This window comes from Acetobacter sp. UBA5411, assembly GCF_002409645.1.
GTDB lineage: Bacteria > Pseudomonadota > Alphaproteobacteria > Acetobacterales > Acetobacteraceae > Acetobacter.
On sequence record NZ_DHNR01000015.1, the window covers coordinates 31,661 to 52,410 of the forward strand.

20 protein-coding genes are annotated in these 20,750 nt (G+C 57.1%); 13 read left to right on the forward strand and 7 right to left on the reverse strand.

The genetic code is table 11. The features are described from left to right. From B3759_RS04225 to B3759_RS04240, 4 genes are all read right to left on the reverse strand, one after another. On the reverse strand, window positions 1-1,247 hold a 1,247-nt coding region (locus B3759_RS04225; protein WP_291363921.1), incomplete at its 3' end, for a type I restriction endonuclease. 4 nt (window positions 1,248-1,251) lie between these two features. After that, on the reverse strand, window positions 1,252-2,472 hold the full coding sequence (locus B3759_RS04230) for a restriction endonuclease subunit S (protein WP_291363923.1): 1,221 nt from the start codon (window positions 2,470-2,472) through the stop codon (window positions 1,252-1,254). Continuing rightward, complete coding sequence (locus B3759_RS04235; protein WP_291363925.1) at window positions 2,462-3,988, reverse strand: type I restriction-modification system subunit M; 1,527 nt, start codon at window positions 3,986-3,988, stop codon at window positions 2,462-2,464. The genes B3759_RS04230 and B3759_RS04235 overlap by 11 nt, the downstream gene beginning before the upstream one ends. 30 nt (window positions 3,989-4,018) lie before the next feature. After that, a complete protein-coding gene (locus tag B3759_RS04240) occupies window positions 4,019-4,396 on the reverse strand; it encodes a hypothetical protein (RefSeq protein ID WP_291363927.1) in 378 nt (125 codons plus the stop codon). 92 nt (window positions 4,397-4,488) lie between these two features. Between B3759_RS04240 and B3759_RS04245 the strand changes: the two genes are divergently transcribed. From B3759_RS04245 to B3759_RS04285, 9 genes are all read left to right on the forward strand, one after another. Then, window positions 4,489-4,773, forward strand: a complete 285-nt coding sequence (locus B3759_RS04245; protein ID WP_291363929.1) for a hypothetical protein — start codon at window positions 4,489-4,491, stop codon at window positions 4,771-4,773. A 74-nt stretch (window positions 4,774-4,847) separates the two neighbouring features. Continuing rightward, complete coding sequence (locus B3759_RS04250; RefSeq protein WP_291363931.1) at window positions 4,848-7,235, forward strand: putative bifunctional diguanylate cyclase/phosphodiesterase; 2,388 nt, start codon at window positions 4,848-4,850, stop codon at window positions 7,233-7,235. Between the two features lie 117 nt (window positions 7,236-7,352). Then, window positions 7,353-7,949 carry an imidazoleglycerol-phosphate dehydratase HisB gene (hisB, locus tag B3759_RS04255; protein ID WP_010667344.1) on the forward strand — a complete coding sequence of 199 codons (597 nt, stop codon included), beginning with the start codon at window positions 7,353-7,355 and terminating at the stop codon, window positions 7,947-7,949. Continuing rightward, window positions 7,946-8,389, forward strand: coding sequence for a hypothetical protein (locus B3759_RS04260; RefSeq protein WP_291363935.1), 444 nt, complete (start codon window positions 7,946-7,948; stop codon window positions 8,387-8,389). The genes hisB and B3759_RS04260 overlap by 4 nt, the downstream gene beginning before the upstream one ends. Window positions 8,390-8,397: 8 nt before the next feature. Continuing rightward, window positions 8,398-9,051 carry an imidazole glycerol phosphate synthase subunit HisH gene (hisH, locus tag B3759_RS04265; RefSeq protein WP_291364007.1) on the forward strand — a complete coding sequence of 218 codons (654 nt, stop codon included), beginning with the start codon at window positions 8,398-8,400 and terminating at the stop codon, window positions 9,049-9,051. Beyond that, window positions 9,051-10,391 carry a 1-(5-phosphoribosyl)-5-[(5-phosphoribosylamino)methylideneamino]imidazole-4-carboxamide isomerase gene (gene hisA, locus B3759_RS04270; protein WP_291363937.1) on the forward strand — a complete coding sequence of 447 codons (1,341 nt, stop codon included), beginning with the start codon at window positions 9,051-9,053 and terminating at the stop codon, window positions 10,389-10,391. Before hisH ends, hisA begins: the two co-directional genes overlap by 1 nt. Further along, window positions 10,391-11,173: an imidazole glycerol phosphate synthase subunit HisF gene (hisF, locus tag B3759_RS04275; RefSeq protein WP_010667340.1), complete on the forward strand. Its 783-nt coding sequence runs from the start codon at window positions 10,391-10,393 to the stop codon at window positions 11,171-11,173. The genes hisA and hisF overlap by 1 nt, the downstream gene beginning before the upstream one ends. Before the next feature lie 11 nt (window positions 11,174-11,184). Beyond that, window positions 11,185-11,697, forward strand: coding sequence for a phosphoribosyl-ATP diphosphatase (locus B3759_RS04280; protein ID WP_291363940.1), 513 nt, complete (start codon window positions 11,185-11,187; stop codon window positions 11,695-11,697). Between the two features lie 34 nt (window positions 11,698-11,731). Further along, window positions 11,732-12,109 (forward strand): histidine triad nucleotide-binding protein, encoded by a 378-nt coding sequence (locus tag B3759_RS04285; protein WP_291363941.1) that lies wholly within the window; start codon window positions 11,732-11,734, stop codon window positions 12,107-12,109. Window positions 12,110-12,177: 68 nt separating this feature from the next. Here B3759_RS04285 and B3759_RS04290 read toward each other — a convergent pair whose 3' ends face one another. From B3759_RS04290 to B3759_RS04300, 3 genes are all read right to left on the reverse strand, one after another. Beyond that, window positions 12,178-13,179, reverse strand: coding sequence for an LLM class flavin-dependent oxidoreductase (locus B3759_RS04290; protein WP_291363943.1), 1,002 nt, complete (start codon window positions 13,177-13,179; stop codon window positions 12,178-12,180). A 283-nt stretch (window positions 13,180-13,462) separates the two neighbouring features. Next, window positions 13,463-14,428, reverse strand: a complete 966-nt coding sequence (locus B3759_RS04295) for an SDR family oxidoreductase (RefSeq protein ID WP_291363945.1) — start codon at window positions 14,426-14,428, stop codon at window positions 13,463-13,465. Next, window positions 14,418-15,137, reverse strand: a complete 720-nt coding sequence (locus tag B3759_RS04300) for a DedA family protein (RefSeq protein ID WP_291363947.1) — start codon at window positions 15,135-15,137, stop codon at window positions 14,418-14,420. Before B3759_RS04300 ends, B3759_RS04295 begins: the two co-directional genes overlap by 11 nt. Window positions 15,138-15,214: 77 nt before the next feature. On the opposite strand from B3759_RS04300, the gene B3759_RS04305 reads away from it, so the two are divergent. From B3759_RS04305 to B3759_RS04320, 4 genes are all read left to right on the forward strand, one after another. Next, entirely contained in the window at window positions 15,215-17,182 is a 1,968-nt protein-coding gene (locus B3759_RS04305; protein WP_291363949.1) for a S9 family peptidase, read from the forward strand. Between the two features lie 320 nt (window positions 17,183-17,502). After that, the gene (locus B3759_RS04310; RefSeq protein WP_291363951.1) at window positions 17,503-18,861 is read left to right on the forward strand and encodes a hypothetical protein; all 1,359 of its coding nucleotides are present in this window, start codon (window positions 17,503-17,505) and stop codon (window positions 18,859-18,861) included. Window positions 18,862-19,076: 215 nt separating this feature from the next. Beyond that, window positions 19,077-19,541 carry a RidA family protein gene (locus B3759_RS04315; RefSeq protein WP_291363953.1) on the forward strand — a complete coding sequence of 155 codons (465 nt, stop codon included), beginning with the start codon at window positions 19,077-19,079 and terminating at the stop codon, window positions 19,539-19,541. Continuing rightward, the gene (locus B3759_RS04320) at window positions 19,541-20,689 is read left to right on the forward strand and encodes a GNAT family N-acetyltransferase (protein ID WP_291363955.1); all 1,149 of its coding nucleotides are present in this window, start codon (window positions 19,541-19,543) and stop codon (window positions 20,687-20,689) included. The genes B3759_RS04315 and B3759_RS04320 overlap by 1 nt, the downstream gene beginning before the upstream one ends. Window positions 20,690-20,750: the final 61 nt, after the last annotated feature.

The window sequence follows — 20,750 nt, forward strand, 5'->3', positions numbered from 1 at the left end:
ATCTGCTGCGCCAGACGGCGGCCCGAGGTGGCCAGCGCCTCCTCCTTGTCCTTCTTGTCCGCAAGCTCTCCGCCGGTGGCGAAGGTCGCGCTCAACTGACGTTCCAGATCCTTGCGGTCCGTCACAACAAGAATACGGCACTGCTTCAGCTCATCATCCAGAACCAGCGCCCGGCTGAGGAACACCATCGTAAAGGACTTGCCCGATCCCGTGGTGTGCCAGACCACACCACCCTCGCGCCCGCCATCGCTGCGGCGGGACTTGATGCGTTCCAGTAGCCGCTTGATGCTGAATACCTGCTGATACCGCGCAACGATCTTGCCATTCTTTCTGTCAAACAGCGTGAAGAACCGCGCCATGTCCAGCAGTCGTTCCGGCGAGAGCAGGCCGATCAGCAGACGGTCCTGATCCGTGAGATGTAGCGGACGGGACGCCCAGTCCTCGAACCACATCCGGGCCTCCGCCTTGCGTTCGGCAAACAGGAGGTCTTTCTGCGCTGCCGAGAGCGGCGTGTTCTTGAGATCGCGCATCCGCTCTTCGGGAATGTCTTCCTCCTTCCACACGGCCCAGAATTTTTTCGGCGTGCAGCAGGTGCCATAACGGCCCTGATGGCCGTTGATAGACAGCAGAAGCTGGCTGTAGGCGAAAAGCTGCGGAATTTCGTCCTTGCGCTGATTGCGAAGAGTCTGGGAAATTCCGGCTTCCACCGTCGGGCCTTTTCCCGACTGTCCATCCGGGCGCTTGGCCTCGATCACCGCCAGAGGAATCCCGTTGACAAAACACACGATATCCGGACGGCGTGTCTGCGTCAGATCCGTGCGCAGGACACTGAATTCTTCCGTGAACGTAAAACTGTTGTTCTGCGGGTTCTGCCAGTCGATGAGGGATATGGTCGGGTTGGCCTTGCGTCCGTCGATAAACTCGGTGATGGCGATGCCGAATAACAGATGCGTCGTCATCTTTTCGTTGGCGTCACGCAGACCGGAGACAAAATCCGGATGCGTGACACGCGCGATCAGCATGTCGATGCCCTTGTCGGACAGGGCGTATTCAGACCCTTCAAAGCTGAAGCGGCGCTTTTTCAGTTCAGAACGCAGGAGTGTGTCCAGCACCACGGCGCTCTTTTTGCCGTCTCGCAGGGCCAACGCCTCGGACGGCGGCAGAAACCGCCAGCCCAGCGTGCCAAGCAGCGCCAGAGCAGGGAGCTTGGCACTGTATTCTTCCTGAAATTTGGGTCTGGACGACATGATTTTACAATCCTGTGTCTGAAATTTCTTGATCGACCTTTACCCGACGCTTGCCGGTGAGAAGCTGCTGCATCAGGGCCTTTTTCTCGTCACGCAGACGGGAGAGATTGGATTTGATGGTAGCGATTTCCTCTTCCGCTGTGGTCAGGATGGCAGCGATGGCTTTTTGTTCGGGAAGGGGGGGAGTTGGGATGATAATACGGAGTAAGTCTACAGGATTGACACGCCGTGCTTTTCTGCCGCCATTTGCCAGACCCAGATTGGCGGAGTAAAATTCTTCTCTCGATACATAATATATAAACCATTGGCTGTTGACGGCAGGCAAAAAATCAAAAGCTGGAAGATCAAGGGTTGACTCGTATCCATCCAGTTTTGATGGAATAATGCCAAAAGCCCCATTCAGAAAGTCCAGCTTACTGTAAATGAACTGACCGGATTTTCTTTTGTAGTATTTTGTTGACTCACTTCCTTCCCGCTTTTCTTCTTTTGGAAAAACTCCTTTCCCATAAAGTTTAATTGTTATTTTCCTTGCAATATCTCCCGAATTTCCAGCGATTCGGCTTTCTTTAATGAACGACGATACTGGAGAAGGTTTCCACTCCTCCGTGAATCCCGGTAGGCGTTTTTTGCCTGTGAGGAGTTGCTGCATGAGGGCTTTTTTCTGTTGCTGGCTGTTGGCCAGAAGTTTCTCCGTTCCCTCAATCGCACGATCCCACGTCGAGAGGATCGCCGCGATCTTCTTCTGTTCGGGGAGAGGAGGGAGGATTAGTGGTAATTCATATAATATCTCCGTATTCATATTAGGCATTGTTTGCCCAACAGCATTGTGTTCGAGCCAAGATTTGATTGTTGGCAATTGAAGAAAAAAGAATAAAAAATCCGGAAAAGCTTTTGTGGATGGTCGTGCACGTAAGCATCCAGTTCCACATAAAGATCCCTCAGACATGCCGTCAATTAACGCTAGGCGTGCGACATCACCCCGCCTACTGAACAATATATCGCCAAATTTAAGACGATGACGTTTTAATTCTTTGGATTTTTCTACGGAAATTTTCGCAGCGGTTTTAATGTTAGCACGATATTTAATTAAATCTTTTGGCATTAGTACAGAAATGCCATGTTCAATATATTCATGCGCATGGAGTTGACTACCAAATGGACCGGTTTGGAGTTCTCCAGAACAAGCATCACCCAAGCATGATAATTTCCATCCCTCAGGAAGCATAACCCAGCTCCTTCAGATAAGCCTCCATCTGCGTTTCCAGCCTGTCCAGTTCGGCCCTGATCTTCACCCGCTCTTTCCGGATAGCCACAAGATCGATTTCGTCTTCTTCCTCAAATGTATCGACATAGCGTGGAATGTTCAGATTGTAGTCGTTCTCTCTGATCTCATCCGGCGTGGCGAGGTGGGCGTATTTGTCTACGTCCTTGCGGGCGCGGTAGGTGTCCACAATCTTCGTGATATTCTCTTCAGTTAGTACATTCTGGTTCTTGCCCGCCCGGAAGTCGCGGCTGGCGTCGATAAACAGAACGTCCTTCGTCTTGCGATCCTTGCGGAAGATCAGGATGGCGGCTGGAATCCCCGTGCCGAAGAACAGCTTTTCCGGTAGGCCGATCACGGCGTCCAGCAGGTTTTCCTCAATCAGCTTCTGGCGGATCTTGCCTTCCGAACTGCCGCGGAACAGCACACCATGCGGCACCACCACGCCCATACGGCCCGTGCGCTCCTTTACAGTGGAAAGCATGTGCAGGATAAAGGCGTAATCCCCCTTAGCCTTGGGCGGCACGCCGCGGGCGAAACGGTGATACGGGTCGTGTTCGGCTTCGTCATGGCCCCATTTATCGAGGCTGAAGGGCGGGTTGGCCGTCACCACGTCAAACCGCATCAGATGGCCTTTGCTGTCCAGCAGCTTGGGGTTGCGGATGGTATCGCCCCATTCGATGCGATGATTGTCCTCGCCGTGCAGGAACATGTTCATCTTGGCGAAGGACCATGTGGAGCCGATAGCTTCCTGTCCGAGCAGTTCGTAATCCTTGCTGCCGTTATGGTTCTGCGTGATCTGCCGTCCGCATTTCATGAGCAGGGACGCCGAGCCGCAGGCCGGGTCGCAGATTTTATCGCCCGGTTTGGGGGCAAGCAGACGGGCCAGCAGTTCGCTGACTTCCGGCGGGGTATAGAACTCTCCGGCTTTCTGTCCGCCGCTGGCGGCGAAGTTCTTGATCAGGAATTCGTAGCTGTTACCGATCACGTCCTTATTGCCGACGCGGGAGGGGCGGAGGTTGAGGTCGGGCTTGTGGAAGTCTTCCAGCAGGTGGCGGAGAATGGTGTTCTTCTGCTTCTCATCGCCCAGCTTGTCGGAGTTGAAGCTGATGTCCTGGAAGACGCTCTTGCCTGCGTCCTTCAGCTTGGTGCCGTTGGCTTCCTCGATGGCGTGCAGGGCCTTGTCGATGCGTTCGCCGTTTCCGGGCGTGTTGCGCTCCTTGTAGAGCGTATAGAAGTCCGTGCCTTTGGGCAGGACAAAGCGCTCCTGCCGCAGCATGGCTTCGATCAGTTCGGGGTTGTCGCCGTAATCTTTTCGGTAGGTGTCATAATGGTCCTGCCACACGTCGGAGATGTATTTCAGGAACAGCATGGTCAGCAGGTAATCACGGTAGGTGTCGGGGCTGACGGTGCCGCGGAAGGTGTCGCAGGCGCTCCATAAGGCCCGGTTGATGCTGTCCTGTGAAATCTGTTCGGTCACTGAAAAACTCCTGTTCAATGGGGGGCGGCATCAGTGGATGCGGCTGGTATGGGCGGAGGCGAGTCCGTCGGCAATGGCGGTCATGGTCTGCCTGTTCTGTGTGATGATCCGTTCAAAGAGATGCTGCTCGCGCTGCATGGCGTGATCGAGCGCCACGATGGTTTTCTGTTGCGTCAGCGGCGGGATCACGAGCGGCGAGGTTTCCAGCACGGTGCGGGCGATATTGCGGAGTTGGGTGGAGCTCTGGGCGTTCTGCTCGAAATGGCGGAGGCAGGGGCCCTGTCCCAGCCACCATGCCAGCCATTCGGGCAGAAGATCCTGTCGCGCTGGGCGCAGCACATGGAAGTGCGGTGCGGCGACGGCTTTCTGCTGTGTGGCTGTTGCATCCACGGTCAGTGGCTGTTGCATCCACGGTCACGCCGTAAACCTGGCTGCCACGGGTGGGAAACAGCACGTCGCCGGGTTGTAGCCAGTCCGGCTCCTTGCGTCCGGGTATTTCCGTGCGGATGCAGGTGGTCCAGTCGATTGTCCGTTCCGGCGTGATGTCGCGCATCTGTACGACGGCTGTGTCTGCCTTTCCGTCCGGCTGGATGGTGCCGCGAAAGGAGTGGCCCAGCGAAATGCAGACGGCGTTTTTAAGAATCATTTTTTCTGCACCAACGTCGTTCGTGCAGGATTTTTATGTTTCAGGAGATCTGGTGTCGATGGTTTTCTGCACGAAAGGCTTTGGTGCAGAAAAATCACTAGCGGGAGGCTGTCTCTTTTTTAAGTCCACTGTCTCCTGACCTTATACGATCATTAAGGAGTGCGTGCGACAGTCCGGGACAGATTGATGTGTCCTTGAGCGGAATGATTGTGCATGGAACGGCTGTTTACATTTCTTCTCAGTGAGCAGCACGTTCGTTCACATATGACGGTGATTCTGCAGGCGTTTCTTTTTGCTGCGCTCGCGATTTTCCTTCTCTCCAGAAAAACATGGTCGGTGCAGCTTCGGATACCGCTGTTCTCGCTGGTGATCTCGATTGCCGACCTGACGATCTTTTTTGATACGTTCTGGTCGACCTACCCCAATCTGCTCTGGAATTTCCCTCAGCCTGCGACGGAAATCACGGGGCTGCTGACCTTCACCTTCGCGATCGGCGCGGCTTATCTTTACCTGAACGTCAAACGGTCCATCAAAACGGCCATCATCTCCGGCGCTCTGCTGGCGTTTGGCATGGCCTTTTCAGCCTTTGACATTCTGGTGGCGACGGTCAGCCCCGCCACGCTCGCCTATGATCTTTCCGCCGTCCTGAGCGTGCTGGTTGTCGGCGCGACCCTGTGCGCCTTTGCGTTCTGGGAGTTGGGCAATCCGCTGGCGCTGCGGCCACGTCTGACCTCCAGTATTCTTCTGGCGCTCACCTTGGCTCTGGTGCCGCTGGGCTCGATGGGGTCCATTCTGCCGTTCGACCAGTGGCTCACGGTGATCCAGACACCTGATAGCGCTCTCTTTTCTCCCCTGTCCGTCATGTGTCTGTCGGGTGGTCTGGCGATGGTGTTCCTTCTCTGTATCGCATCCCTGCTGGATATCCGCGTGGCAACATCCCAGCAGCGGGAAGGGGAGAGAGTGCGCCATCTTGCTGATGGCACTTTCGAAGGCATTCTGATCAGTCGTGACAATGTGGTGATGGATGCCAATCAGAGCATTCTTGAAATGACCGGGCTGGATCTGAATGACATCAAGCTTCTGAAGGTACCGGATCTGTTTGCGGGTGGTTTTGGCGCGAAGAAGGATGGGGCCGCTGCGCTGGCGGATCGGGTGGCGGCGCCTGAGCAGCTTGAACTGCTGGGACCGGCCGGGCGACGCATTCCTGTGGAGGTGCTCTCTCGCGAGGTGCCTTATGTGGATGGACAGGCCACGGTGGTCGCCATTCGTGACGTGACGGAGCGCAAGGCGGCAGAGGATTACATCCGTTATCTTGCGATGCATGACACGCTGACGGCCCTCCCCAATCGTCGGGGTCTGGAGAACGTGCTGGGTCAGGTCATTGATCACGTCCTGAAGCATGGTCTGATGGCTGCCGTGCTTGGGCTTGATCTCGACGGGTTCAAGGCTGTCAACGACTCGCTGGGGCATCATGCGGGCGATATGCTTCTCAAGGAAGTCGCGGTCCGTTTTCAGGCGCAGTTGCGGGATACGGACTATCTTGCCCGTCTGGGTGGCGATGAGTTCGTGATTGTCCTGCGTTCGGTGGCGAATGTGGAAGATGCCCTTCAACTGGCCAAAAGGCTGATTGCCTGTCTGTGGCAGCCTTTCACGCTGGCCGGGCACGATGTCTATGTCGGGGTCAGTATCGGCGTCGCCCTGTGCCCGCGCGACGGTGAGACGGCTCAGATGGTTCTGAAAAACGCTGATATCGCCATGTATCACGCGAAAATAAAGGGTAAGGGGCAGGTTTACGAATTTCAGGCGGGCATGGAGACGGCTGTTCGGGAGCGGCATGATCTTGAGCTTGATCTGCGGGCCGCGCTGGGACGGAATGAGTTGCAGATCTATTATCAGCCGCTGTTCGATGTTTCCGGAGGCATTACGGGTTTTGAGGCGCTGGCGCGTTGGCCTCACCCGGATCGCGGGATGATTCCGCCGGATCGCTTTATTCCGCTGGCTGAGGAAACAGGACTGATCGTGCCGCTGGGCGAATGGGTGCTGAAGAAGGCCTGCACGGTGGCGGCCGGGTGGCAGTCGGACATCAGCATTGCGGTCAATCTCTCTCCGACCCAGTTCCAGCGTGTCGATCTGGTCAATGTCGTGATGAGAACCCTTGAGGAAACAGGGTTGGAGCCATCCCGTCTTGAGCTTGAGGTGACCGAAACGCTGCTGATGGAAGACGTGCCCAAGGCGCTGGCGCTGGTCAGGGATCTGCGGGCGCTTGGTGTTCGTGTGGCTCTGGATGATTTCGGGACCGGTTACTCAAGCCTTGCCTATCTACACAATTTCCCTTTCGACAAGGTGAAGGTAGACCGGTCGTTCATCAACAAGATCACCAATGACCCCAATGCCTGGACGATTGTGGAATCCATCATCGTGATGAGTCACAAGCTCAAGCTGCGGGTGACGGCGGAAGGGATCGAAACCGGCGCTCAGCTTTCCATGCTGACAGAGCACGGGTGTGATGAAATGCAGGGCTTCCTTCTTGGTCGCCCCATGCCGGAAATGCAGGCATCCAGACTGATTGCGTCTCTTGGCGATCTCCGGGACGCCAGCTGAAACTCTTTCGGACCCGTAGGGCATGTCCCGATACGCACAACGGAGCATCGGCGGAGTGGACAGAAACCGGAGGGAACCAATAGCGTTTCTGACCTTCCTCCTGTATCAGTAGCGCCCATGACTGAAATCCGTACCGCCTCCCTGCATCGCGTGACCGCCGAGACTGACATCCGTGTTGCCGTCAATCTGGACGGCAAGGGTGAAGCCTCGATCAATACCGGCATTGGTTTTTTTGACCACATGCTGACGGCGCTGGCGCGGCACGGAATGCTGGATATCGAGATCGCTGCGAAAGGTGATCTGGAAGTGGATTTCCATCATACAGTGGAAGATGTCGGTATCGCACTTGGCCAGGCTGTGCGACAGGCGCTGGGTGACAAGCGTGGGGTGCGCCGGTTCGGTCACGCGCTGGTGCCTCTGGATGAGGCGCTCGCTGAAGTCGTGGTGGATTTGTCCGGTCGTCCGTTTTTGGCCTGGTCAGTTGTGTTCCCTACGGAAAAGATCGGGGTCATGGACACGGAGCTGTTCGAGGAATTTTTCCGGGCATTCGCCATGGCCAGCATGATCACGCTGCATGTGACGCAGAAAACCGGACGCAACAGTCATCATATTGCTGAGAGCGCCTACAAGGCGACGGCGCGGGCGCTGCGCATGGCAGTGGAATTTGATGAGCGGGCGGCGGGCGTCATTCCGTCCACCAAGGGGGTCCTGTGAAGGCTTTTTCAGTCTGGCTGCCCGGCGAAGGGGTGCCTGAGAAACGGAAAAAGGACAGTCTGCCCGTGCTGGTGCAGCAGACCTTTCGCTGGAATGTGCTGTTTCTCGGGGGCATCGCCCTGATGTGGTCCGGCGCATGGATTGTGGGGAGTCTTTTTCTCTCGGCGTCCGTTATCCTGACTGCCCTGTTGGGAAAGCTCTGGATTGTGCCCGCGCTGATGTTTCCCGCCCGCTTCGCGCTGGCGGCGTTCAGTCCGGAGCTGATGGAATGGGAGCTTCGGCTCAAGGGATACAGGGAAGTCGGTACGGTTGTTGGTCCGGATCATGAGACGGCGCTTCTGCGCTACATGGATCGGGCCGAGGGGCAGACGACGTTGCCTCCGGTAGCGGATGATCGTATTCCCGACCCGTTTGCGACCGCTTTCGCAAGGAGGGGGTGATCGTGCGGATGGGTCATCAGTCTGTTGTCGTCATTGATTATGACGGGGGCAATCTGGCTTCAGCTGCGCGTGCTCTTGAAGAGGCCGCCCGTCTCTCGGGAGTGTCGGCATCTGTCGTGATCACCAACGATCCCGCACAGGTTCTGGAGGCTGATCGGATTGTCCTGCCGGGGCAGGGCGCGTTCGCGGATTGCGCCAGAGGACTGGCTGCCGTTGACGGGCTCCGGGCTGCTCTGGATACGGCTGTGGGCCGGGGGACGCCTTTTCTTGGAATTTGCGTGGGCATGCAGCTGATGGCGCAGCGTGGCCTCGAACATGGTGTGACAGACGGGCTTGGCTGGATCGGCGGCGAGATTGCGCCGATGGAAGCACCGGGTTTGCGTCTGCCCCAGATGGGCTGGAACGAACTGGCCTTTTCCCGATCCCATCCGCTGACGGAAGGGCTGGGCGACCGACCGCACGGATATTTCGTGCATTCCTATGCTCTGACAGGAGCGATGCCGGAAGAACTTCTGGCGACGACTGATTACGGCGGCGCAGTTCCGGCGATCGTGGCGCGAGGCAACAGGGCTGGTACGCAGTTCCATGTCGAGAAAAGCCAGACGGTCGGGTTGCGTATTCTGGCCAATTTCCTGCACTGGACGCCGGATGGAGCGCTCTGATGAGCGGCGGTAGCAGCACACCCGGACTGACGGCCGAACGCGTTCAGGCGCTGAACGAGGATGACCTGCAGGCGCTATGCGAATGCGTCGATGCGTCCATTCTCGAAGGGGGCGGTTTCGCCTGGGTCAGGCCGCAGGGCCGTTCCGTGCTGGAGCGCTATTTCCGAGGTATTCTGCTGGTGCCGGAACGGCTGCTGTTCGTGGCGCGGCAGGACGGAATCATCGTGGGATCGGCGCAGCTGGTCCGGCCTTCCCGCAGCAATGAGGCGCAGGCGATGAACGCCAGCGTCACACAGTTTCACATTGCGCCTTATGCTCGTGGCACTGGTCTCGGACGCATTTTGCTTGAGGAAATCATCAACGGCGCTCGTGCGATGGGGTACCAGTTCCTCAATCTGGATGTGCGGGAATCCCAGAACCGGGCCATCGCGCTTTTCCTGAGCCTCGGGTTTGAGAAATGGGGAACAAATCCCTATTACGCGCTGGATGATGGCCAGATGCTGCGGGGGCATTATTTCGTCAAGCGCCTTCAGGAAAACAGCCGTCTCCTGCAGAACGGAGCGTCTTCTGAAACCGATCATGGAAAGTCTGCCGACATGACCGCCCGTCCTCTTACCCTCTATCCTGCGATCGATCTCAAGGACGGTGCCTGTGTGCGCCTGCGCCGGGGCGAGATGGACGACGCCACGGTCTATTCGGACGATCCGGGCGCACAGGCGCGGGCCTGGTGTGCGGCGGGTTTCCATTGGTTGCATGTCGTGGATCTGAACGGAGCTTTTGCTGGCCGTTCCGCCAACAGTGAAGCCGTGAAGCAGATTGTGGCGAACGCGAAAGTGCCGGTGCAGCTTGGTGGCGGCCTGCGGGATCTGGCCGGGATCGAAAGCTGGCTGGAGGCCGGGATTTCCCGCGTGATCTTGGGATCTGTCGCCGTGAAGAACCCGGAACTGGTGAAAGAAGCCTGCCGTCAGTTCCCCGGACGGATCGTGGCAGGCATTGATGCCCGTATGGGGCTTGTCGCGACGGAAGGTTGGGCCGAAGTGTCCGACATGCAGGCGACCGATCTCGGCTTACGGATGCAGGATGCGGGCGTGGCAGCGATCATTTTCACCGAGATTACCCGCGACGGCATGCTGCAGGGACTGGATCTGGAACAGACAGCCAATCTGGCGCGGACTGTCTCTGTTCCCGTGATCGCCAGTGGTGGTGTTGGTTCGCTCGATGATCTGGCGGCACTGCGGCGCGTTGCGGCTGATGCACCGGGGATTGAGGGCGTGATCGTTGGACGCGCGCTTTATGACGGACGCATCTCTCCGGCGGATGCGTTGAGAGTTCTGTCCTGATGCTGAAACTGCGCGTCATCCCCTGTCTGGACGTGAAAAACGGTCGCGTGGTGAAAGGCGTCAACTTCGTCTCGCTTCGCGATGCCGGTGATCCTGTCGAGCAGGCTGCTGTTTATGATGCGGCGGGTGCGGATGAACTGACCTTTCTCGACATTACGGCCAGCCATGAAGATCGCGACACCATTCTGGATGTGGTCAGTCGCACGGCCGAACGCATTTTCCTGCCACTGACGGTGGGCGGTGGCGTGCGCACGACGGGCGACATGCGTCGGCTGCTGCTGGCGGGTGCGGATAAATGCGCGATGAACTCGGCGGCGGTGAAACGTCCTGAACTGATCAACGAAGCTGCGAACAAGTTTGGCAGTCAGTGCGTGGTCGTCGGCGTTGACGCCCGTTCGGATGGAAAAGGCGGTTGGGAAGTCTATACTCACGGTGGCCGCACGCCGACCGGCATTGATGTGGTGGACTGGTGCAGGGATGTTGCGGCGCGTGGGGCAGGTGAAATCCTGCTGACCTCAATGGATCGGGACGGCACGCGCTCCGGCTTTGACCTTGATCTGCTGCGCGCTGTGAATGCGGCTGTCAGACTGCCGGTGGTGGCGTCTGGCGGCGTTGGCGCTCTTGAGCATTTCGTGGAAGGTGCGCGGGCTGGCGCTACGGGTTTGCTGGCCGCCAGCGTCTTTCATTTCGGGCAGTTCACCGTTCCACAGGTGAAGCAGGCTCTGGCCGACGCCGGGTTGCCTGTTCGTCCACCTCTTGAAACACTCGATTTCGGCTACTGACCGGGAAGACCATGGCAAAGACACCAACCAAGAAAAACGTGACCAAAGAGTCGACCGCAAAGAAACAGCGGACGGGCAGCAAGGCTGAAGCGGCCCAGAAGAAGACGGATGCGGCTGTGCCTTCTCAGGCGGACCTGAAAAAACTGTCCAAAAGCCTGAATGGTGATCAGACAGCCTTTCCGAAGCCGGACAGCGGTCAGATCGATGCGTCTGTTCTCGACAGACTCTTTGACGTGGTCCTCAGCCGTCGCGGTATTGATCCTTCGACAAGCCATTCCGCCCGTCTGCTGTCACGCGGCACGAGCAAGGTGGCGCAGAAGTTCGGTGAAGAAGCCGTTGAGTGTCTGATCGAAGCCGTCGCCGGGCGCACGCAGGAGCTGATCGGAGAGAGCGCTGATGTGCTCTATCATCTGATCGTTCTGTGGGTGGATGCGGGTGTGACGCCTGCCGAGGTCTGGACTGAGTTGCAGCGCCGTGAAGGCACGAGCGGCATTGTGGAAAAGGCATCCCGTCCGCGTCAGTAATGGGTAACGACCTGTCTGGGATAAGGAGACTCACATGGCGGTAAGCGGCATCGGGAAATATGATCCCGACAATATCTTCGCAAAGATCCTGCGCGGCGAAATTCCCTGCAAGAAGGTGTTCGAGGACGATATGGTTCTCGCCTTTCATGACATCGCACCGAAAGCGCCGGTGCATGTGCTGGTGATTCCGAAAGGCCCTTACATTTCATTTGCCGATTTCAGCCAGCGTGCCAGTGACAAGGAAATTGTCGCGTTCAATCGCGCTATTGGTGATATCGCCCGCAAGTTCGATCTGGATGCGCCGGGCTACCGCCTGATCGGCAATGTCGGTGAAAACGCTGGTCAGGAAGTGCCGCATTTTCATGTGCATCTACTGGGCGGTCGTCCTCTGGGGCCCATGCTGGCCGAGTGATCAGCCTTTCCCCTCGTAAGCCTTCGGCAGATAAAGAAAGCTTTTGGTGAAGCTTTTTTCAAAAAGCTTCAGACAGCCACATCCATAAGTGACGACAGCCCGACGGCCAGTTCCACAGAGTGTCGACGGGCCGCATGGTCGTAAAGTGGAAAGGCCATCATCAGTTCATCGGGACGATGACGCTGAAGAAACTCGGTCAGGCGCGGCAGGACCGTTTCCTGTGAGCCGGCAAAAGTGCAGGACAATGTGTGCTGCAACATGGCCAGTTCCTGCGGTGGCAACCTGCTTTCCAGCCCTGCGTCTGGCGGTGGAAAAGTGGAGGGACGCCCTCGCCGCAACGCCAGAAAATACTGATATAGCGATGTGACCAACTCCCCGGCCTCAGCGGGGGCATCAGCCAGCACCATGTTCACGGTCAGCATGACATGAGGTTTGTCGCAGCGATCCGATGGTTCGAAACGATGCCGGTAGAGCGCAATCGCTTCTTCCATCTGACCGGGCGCGAAATGCGAAGCGAAGGCGTAAGGCAGGCCCAATTTCGCCGCGAGAACGGCTGAAAATAGCGATGAGCCAAGGATCCAGACGGGCACACGCAGTCCGCATCCGGGGATGGCGCGGACGGCATGGGAAGCACTGTCTGCCGGTTCGAAATAATGCAGCAGTTCTACGACATCTTCGGGAAAACGGTCTGGTGCATGCGGATCTCTGCGTAGCGCCATGGCTGTGCGCTGGTCTGCGCCGGGTGCACGTCCCAGTCCGAGATCAATCCGACCGGGAAACAGCGTTTCGAGCGTGCCGAACTGTTCCGCCACAATCAGCGGAGAATGGTTGGGCAGCATGATTCCACCGGAGCCGACCCGGATCTGTTGTGTCACTCCAGCGACCTGTCCGATGAGAATGGCGGTCGCTGCGGAGGCGATCCCGGGCATGGAGTGGTGTTCGGCCAGCCAGTAGCGCCTGAATCCCAGTGCATCCGCCTGTCGCGCAAGGTCTAGGGTGTTGCGATAGGCGTCGGCGGGTGTCGCGCCCTGCGTGATGAGGGAGAGGTCAAGAACGGAGAACGGGATCATGGTGCCTCCTGACTGTTTGGATGCGACGGCTCTCTCGTTGGCGCAGGCACGTTTCCTGTGAAAAATGATGCAAGAGAGAGGGCGTTTTCGGGGAAGGCTTTTCGAAAAGCCCGCGGTCATGTCACCTTTTTAAAAACGGCGACAACCCAAGAGCTTTTATCATTATCAACACATTGTTTCAGGCTTGCGTCTCAACCTTCAAGCCGACCACATGCTATTTCAAAAGGTTTCCCAAAAGTCGCGTCAGACTAAAGGTGATATGCCGAACAAGTGGCCAGAGTGACTATTCGAACGTCACACCCGTCAGACGCTCGGACACTTCCCACAAGCGGCGCGCCACACGGGGATCGTGCGCTGACGGCGGAACGATGGCCAGATCTGTCTTGCCTGTGCGTTCGCCTGCGCCGTCCGGACCGTAATAGCATCCGTCATGAGCCAGAGGAGACGCAGCGGCATACAGGAACGGTTCAGCCCCACAGGCGGCAGATTGCCCAAACAAGCGAAAAGCCACCTTGGCGCCGGTTTCCATGACCCACGAGGACAGGTTCTGCTTTCCCGAGCCGGGACCGTTCACCACAAGCTGCGTTTGCGACCAGCCGGGGTGAGCGATGCGGGCATGAAGTTTCCATCCCAGACTTCTGGACCGACGGGCCAGTTCCTGACCGAACAGCAGATTCGCCAGCTTGCTCTGGCGGTAGGCGTCAAACGGCGAATAGCGATGACGGGACTGGAGATCGTCGAAGTGGATACGGGATTTCCAGGCTGCCAGACTGGCCACGGCCACCACGACGCCGCCGTCTTTCTGGGACGCTTCCAGCAGTGGTTTCAGGCGACCGGTCAGGGCGAAATGGCCAAGATGGTTCACACCGAACTGCATCTCAAATCCGTCAGCGGTTTCCTTTCTGACAGGAGGAGCCATGACGCCGGCATTGTTGACCAGAATATCGAGAGAGGTGAGGCAGTCTCGCAGAGTATTGGCAAACCGCTCAATGGAAGCGAGAGATGCCAGATCAAGCGGAGCGGTCTCGGCGGCAGCGCCCGGCACGCGCTGTTGCAGGATGCGAAGAGCAGCGGCGTTGCGCTCTTCTGAACGGGACGCGAGAATGACCTTCGCTCCAAGGCTCGCCAGTCCGCAGGCCGTCTCCAAACCAAGACCGCTGTTCGCACCCGTTACCACCGCCGTGCGTCCGTCAAGACGGTTCAATGTGTTGAGAAAAGCCGTGTGCCGCTCAATCGTGTCATTTGTCATTCTGCTGCTCACCGTCACGTAAGAGTTCCTTTTCCATACCGAAGGTGAGTTCCCGGTCATTTTTGGCGGCTTCCATGGCCTGTGCGATCAAACGCTGTTCATTTTTCTTGAGAAAAAGAAACACGCTCACGCCAGCCAGTGCGGTCACCCCGGCAATGGCCCAGGCGACCGGTCCGGAAACCTTCATGACCTCATGCCCGAGATAGTACGCTCCGAGTGAGTATCCTCCTGCCCAGCACAGTCCGCCGAGTGCATTATGCAGGAGAAACGCGCGCCAGTGCATCCGGTTTGCTCCGGCCAGCAAGGCAATGAAAACCCGCAGCACCGCGATGAAGCGTCCGAAAAACACGACCATGCCGCCATGTTGACGAAAAATATATCGTCCCAGCAGAAGCCGATCCGCAGATAGCCCGATATATTTTCCAAAGCGATGCAGGAAACGAAAGCCAAGCTCCCTGCCGATCAGATAGCCGAGATTGTCGCCCATGATCGCCCCGCTCACTCCGGCAATCACGATTCCCCAGATGCTGAGCTTATGCGTGGCCGCACTGTAGAGGGACGCCGTGATGAGCATGCTTTCGGCAGGCAGAGGCAACCCCATGCTTTCCAGCATGACGACCAGTCCAATGACGCTATAGCCGTAATGGGATAGCAGCGTGTCAAGATAATGTAACAGGGCGAAATATCCCGGGAGCTTGCAGAAACGCATCAGGAACCGTCTGGACAGGTTCCTGTCAACCCTGCACATCAGTATCAGCCGATACGTCTTTGCTCCATGGAGGTTTCATGAACCGTCAGCCAGCCCCGTGCGGAACATGGCGTTCGCCTGTAACGGCATCGCTTGCCGCGGGCAAAACCGTGACCCTGTCCGGTGTCGCCGTGAGCGGGGAAAGCGTGCTGTGGCTTGAGCGGCGGCCTGCTGAGAAAGGGCGCACTGCTCTGATCGTCTGGCAAGAGGGAGCCGAACCGCGTGATGTGACGCCACCGGATGTCGATGTGGCGACCAGCGTTCATGAATATGGCGGAGGCGCGTTTGCCGTGGCCGGTCGCGCCATCGTGTTCAGCAATCGCCGCGACGGTGGTGTCTATACGCTGGATATTGATGGACCAGAGGAGCCACGCCGCCTCGCGCTCGGCGAGGACATGCGGTACGCCAGTTTCTCTTTCTCTCCGGATGGGACGTGCGTTTATGCCGTCCGGGAAGATCATCGCGGGGAGGGGGAGCCTAAAGACGCGCTCGTCGCCATTTCCCTGAACGATGGAGCTGAAACCATTATCGCGCAGGGAGCGGATTTTTATTCCACGCCGACGCCCTCTCCCGATGGCAGTCATCTTGCCTGGATCGAGTGGGATCATCCGGCAATGCCCTGGACGAATTCACGGCTGTGCGTCATGCGGCTGGACGATCCACATTCCAGAAAGGTTCTTGCTGGGGGAAGTGTCTCTCCAGCAGGGAGGCCGGAGTCTCTGACGGAGCCGCAATGGGCTGATGAGCAGACCCTGTTCGCCATTTCCGATCGGGACGGCTGGTGGACACTGTGGCGCTTTGCTCTCGCCGGAGGTGAGCCTGAGCCAGTCTGTGAGGTCGAAGCTGAGATCGGTCAGCCGCATTGGGTTTTCGGTCAACGCAGCTACAGCCTGTTGCCGGATGGACGCATCCTCGCTCTGGCGGTGAAAGGCGGGCAGACGCAGATGCTCATGCTGACGCCGGGGGCAGCCTCTGGTTGCGATGTCACGCCTGTCACGATGGGGCTGCCAGAGCAGTGTCCGCTCCCGTTCGGAGACCGGTTTGCGTGGCTGGATGGTTCGCCGGATCGGGCCGCTTCTGTTGTTGTGGGGGCACCGGGGCAGACGCCGCATGTGCTGCGCGCCGCCACGACCCTGCCGTTTGGAAAAGATGATATCGCATTGCCGGAGAGCGTGCGGTTTCCGCTTGCCGATGGCACCGAAGGACAGGCGTTCTTCTATCCGCCCACCAGCGCGCAGTATTGCGTGCCGGAGGGAGAACTGCCGCCGATGATCGTGACTGCGCATGGTGGTCCGACCGCTCGTGCGTCCGAAGGTTTCTCGTTCAAGGTACAGTGGTGGACCAGTCGTGGTTTCGCCGTGCTGGATGTGAATTACAGCGGTTCGACCGGTTTCGGGCGCGCCTATCGCGAGCGGCTGGACGGTCAGTGGGGTGTGCGGGATGTAGAGGACTGTATCGCGGCGGCCTCACATATGGCGGCCAGCGGCCGAATTGACCCGAAGCGGATTGTCATGCGTGGTTCCAGCGCAGGGGGGCTGACCGTGCTGTCGGCGCTGGCCAATTCGGATATCTTTGCGGCAGGAGCCAGTCTTTACGGTGTAACCGATCTGCGCACGCTGGCGGAAGAGACGCACAAGTTTGAGGCGCGTTATCTCGACAGTCTTGTGGGACCGTGGCCGGAGGCCGAAGCGGTCTATCGGGCGCGTTCTCCGTTGTTCATGGCGGACCGGATTCAGGTGCCAGTGCTTTTCCTGCAAGGTCTGGATGATGCGGTTGTGCCGCCTGAACAGGCCCGTTCGATGGTGGCTGCGCTAAAGCGAAACGGCATTGCCTGCCCACTGGTGGAATTTGTGGGCGAAGGGCATGGTTTCCGCGGTGAAGACACGTTGCGTCGTGCTTTCCAGATTGAGCTCGCTTTTTATGGATGTGTCCTTGGGTTTGAACCAGCAGATGTTCAGTTGCTGGAAGAGGACAGGGTTGCGTTGGATAGAGCGCTCCACGCCTGATCTGAAAAAATGCTGTTTGGTAGGCTTTTGTCCTGAATTGGTAAAAGCAAGCCGTTCGTCGGTCTTGCTTATGGGATGTGCTCTGTTGGGACTTCGAATGGCGAGCGAGGACTCTTGACTGCAATATGACGAGGGTCATCGTATGGGTGATACGCATCGTTACAAATGACATACTTTGACGCGATATCGGTATTGTTTGTAATATGATAATAATATAACGGCTTTTTTACTGAATATATTTTTGTGTATGAGATTGTTTTTCTGAGAAAATTAAGTGTATTATTTGAAATAATATTTATAAGTATATGGACTGATTAGTCATGCTGTTTGATGGGGCAGATCTTGCCGTTCACCATACACCCGGTGAAACACCCTATCTTCTTGTGGTGTTCGGCCCGGCAGGCGTGACGAATACTGCTACTCATGATTATTTCGGTCGAGCTGTCTCGGAAAAGAAGCGTATTGAGACAATCGGGTTCGCAGCCAAAATCGACAACTGGTACATGACACCGGAGGTCGATCAGGCCATAGAAATCATCCAGCCTATTCTTGACCGTTTTGAAAAAATTATCGTTCTGGGCATGTCGATGGGCGCTCATACGGCCATCAAAAAGGCCCGCAGGCTCAGGGCTCATGCGGTTCTGGCGATGTCGCCCAAATTTTCTCTGGATCCTGAGGAATGTAACGTTCCGCAGCGCTATCTGGACGAGAATTTCAAACCCCACATGCGTGGGATGGGCATCAAGCCAGAGGATGAATACGGGCGCATTGTCGTTGCATGGGATCCAGCAGAAAGCACGGACGAAGAACACGCCCAACTTATCCTCAAGGCTCTTCCATCCGCCACTCCTGCTCGCATGTTCTATGCGGGGCACCTTGTCTGCGTGTCGATTGCCGGGTCAGATATGATGAAGAGTGTAATCGATTCACTCGCGGAAGACACGCCGGCTGCGACAGCCACTCTGATGAATCGGATCCGCCGCTCTCATCCAAACAATATTGCTGCCAGACTCCATCAATGTGTCCGCAAGCATCCATTGCTCTGTTATCGCATGATCATTTCACCGCACGTTGACAGACATAAACGTGCTGAAGAAATTTATCAGAATCATGGCGCCAACGGCATTCTGTATTTCATGCTGGCCATCCGCGGCTACGCCGACGAGGCTGTTGATCTGGCAAGCCGGATCACGAATTTTCTGAAATATCGGACGATCTATCCTGAGGCAGGAGGGGATGCGCCTCTTCCAATCGCGCTGCATACAGGAGATTTTCAACTCGTCACCGATCATGGCTATCTGCTTGCATGGGATATGCAGAACAGACATTTTCAAGGTGTCCGACCTTTCTGGCCCGATAACGGATTGTTGCCGGTGATCGCACGACGGCACGGCCATGGGCTTGGGATTTATGTCCGAATCGGCGGCAAACTCGAACCTCTGGTTTTACGGAATGGTGTTGTCATGCTCGGGACGGTAGCGCCTGACGGGGAGTCATTTACGGTCGATCTTTCTGGCAGTAAGGTCGGTCCAGGCGAAACATGGTCTTGTCCGGGTCTGTCCGTGACCATCTCGTCCAGTCATGGTCTTCTGATTGCTACGCCGCAGCGTAATGTCGCACTTGATTCAACCAACAAGGGCGCGTGGGAATGTCTGGTGTTATTACCGGTCAACTCCTGACAAAGCATAGTTTTACCGAGCTTTATATCCGCGATGGATGTGCGCTTCTCCAATATTCTGTGATTGATCCTTTTGCCATGAGATGATTCATGGAAACGCGACGGGTCCACAATCGCTGGTGAGGCAACGATACAGCGCAAAAAGCACCTTGCCCCCTGAACTCATGAACGGCACCCTGCACACGTCTGAATTAAGCAGAAGCAAGGGACATCATCATGAGTGACATTCCGGAAGCCCGTCTCGCCGCCCTCGGCATCGAACTGCCTACACCCGCCGCACCGGTTGCGAACTATGTGGCTACTGTCCTTACCGGCTCGCTGGTTGTCGTGTCCGGTCAGTTGCCATTGAAGGACGGCAAACTGCTCGCTACCGGCAAGCTTGGCGCTGCCGTTTCGCTGGAAGTCGGCACGGAAGCCGCGAAATACTGCCTGATCAATGTTCTCGCACAGCTCAAGGCGGAAATCGGTGATCTGTCGAAAGTGAAGCGTGTGGTGCGTCTGGGTGGCTTCATCTCCTGCGCACCTGAATTTACAGCGCACGCAGGTGTCATGAATGGGGCGTCCGATCTGGCAGTCGCCGTGTTCGGAGATGCCGGACGTCACGCGCGGTCAACGGTCGGTGTGCCGTCCCTGCCGCTGGATGCGCCGGTTGAAGTCGAAGGTCTGTTCGAGGTCGGCTGATGTCTGGATGGACGGTTTCCCTGCATGATCGGATTGCCGCCATTCCTGCTCAGGAGTGGGATGCTTGCGCCGGAGAGGGAAATCCGTTCGTTAGTCACGCCTTTCTGTCAGCCGTGGAGGATAGTGGTTCGGCCACGTCCTTTACCGGCTGGCTCCCGCGTCATGTTGCGCTGAATGACGAGAGTGGGCGACTGGTTGCCGTGGCTCCCGCCTATCTGAAGGCGCATTCCTACGGCGAGTATGTCTTTGATCACGGCTGGGCAAGGGCATTCGAGGCGACTGGTGGCAATTACTATCCCAAGCTACAGGTCGCCGTTCCCTTTTCTCCGGTGCCGGGACCGCGACTTTTGCTAAAACCCGATGCGCCTTCCGGAACAATGTCCGTGCTGGGGCAGGCGCTGGTTCAGGTCTGTGGCGAGATGGATCTGTCCTCGGCACATGTCACCTTCTGCACGGAAGCAGAATACGAGCGGCTGGGACAGGGCGGCTGGTTGCAGCGTCTGGGATTGCAATATCACTGGCACAATCGTGGTTATCAGGATTTTGAAGGATTTCTCGAGGCGCTTTCATCACGCAAGCGCAAGGCGATCCGACGGGAAAGACGGGACGCCAATGCGTGTGGACTGGTGTTTCGCACAGTGCGCGGCAGTGAGATTACTGAAGCCTTGTGGGATGCTTTTTTCGTTTTTTATCAGTCTACAGTGGATAAAAAATGGGGTAGTGCCTATCTGACACGGTCCTTTTTTTCTCTCCTGTCAGAACGTCTGGGTGATCGGGTCGTGCTGATGATTGCCGAGCATGACGGGCAGCCGGTGGCAGGGGCGCTCAATCTGCTGGGTGCTGACACGCTCTATGGCCGCAACTGGGGCTGTGTCGGGGAGTGGCCCTTTCTGCATTTTGAACTCTGTTATTACAGGGCAATAGATTTTGCGATTGAAAATGGGCTTTCTCGTGTGGAGGCGGGTGCGCAGGGCGAGCACAAGATTCAGCGTGGCTATGTGCCCAGCCTGACCTATTCCGTTCACCATATACAGCACACCGGTTTGCGGCATGCTGTCTCCGAATTTCTGGAGGTCGAGCGAGCGGGTATGCTGAGCGAAATGATCGCGCTTGGTGAGCTTTCGCCTTATCGCGTCGAGAAAACGTGAAGAAAAAACAGGTTTTTCCTGACCGACCATTTGTAGGTGTCGTCGTTATAAATCCTGTGTG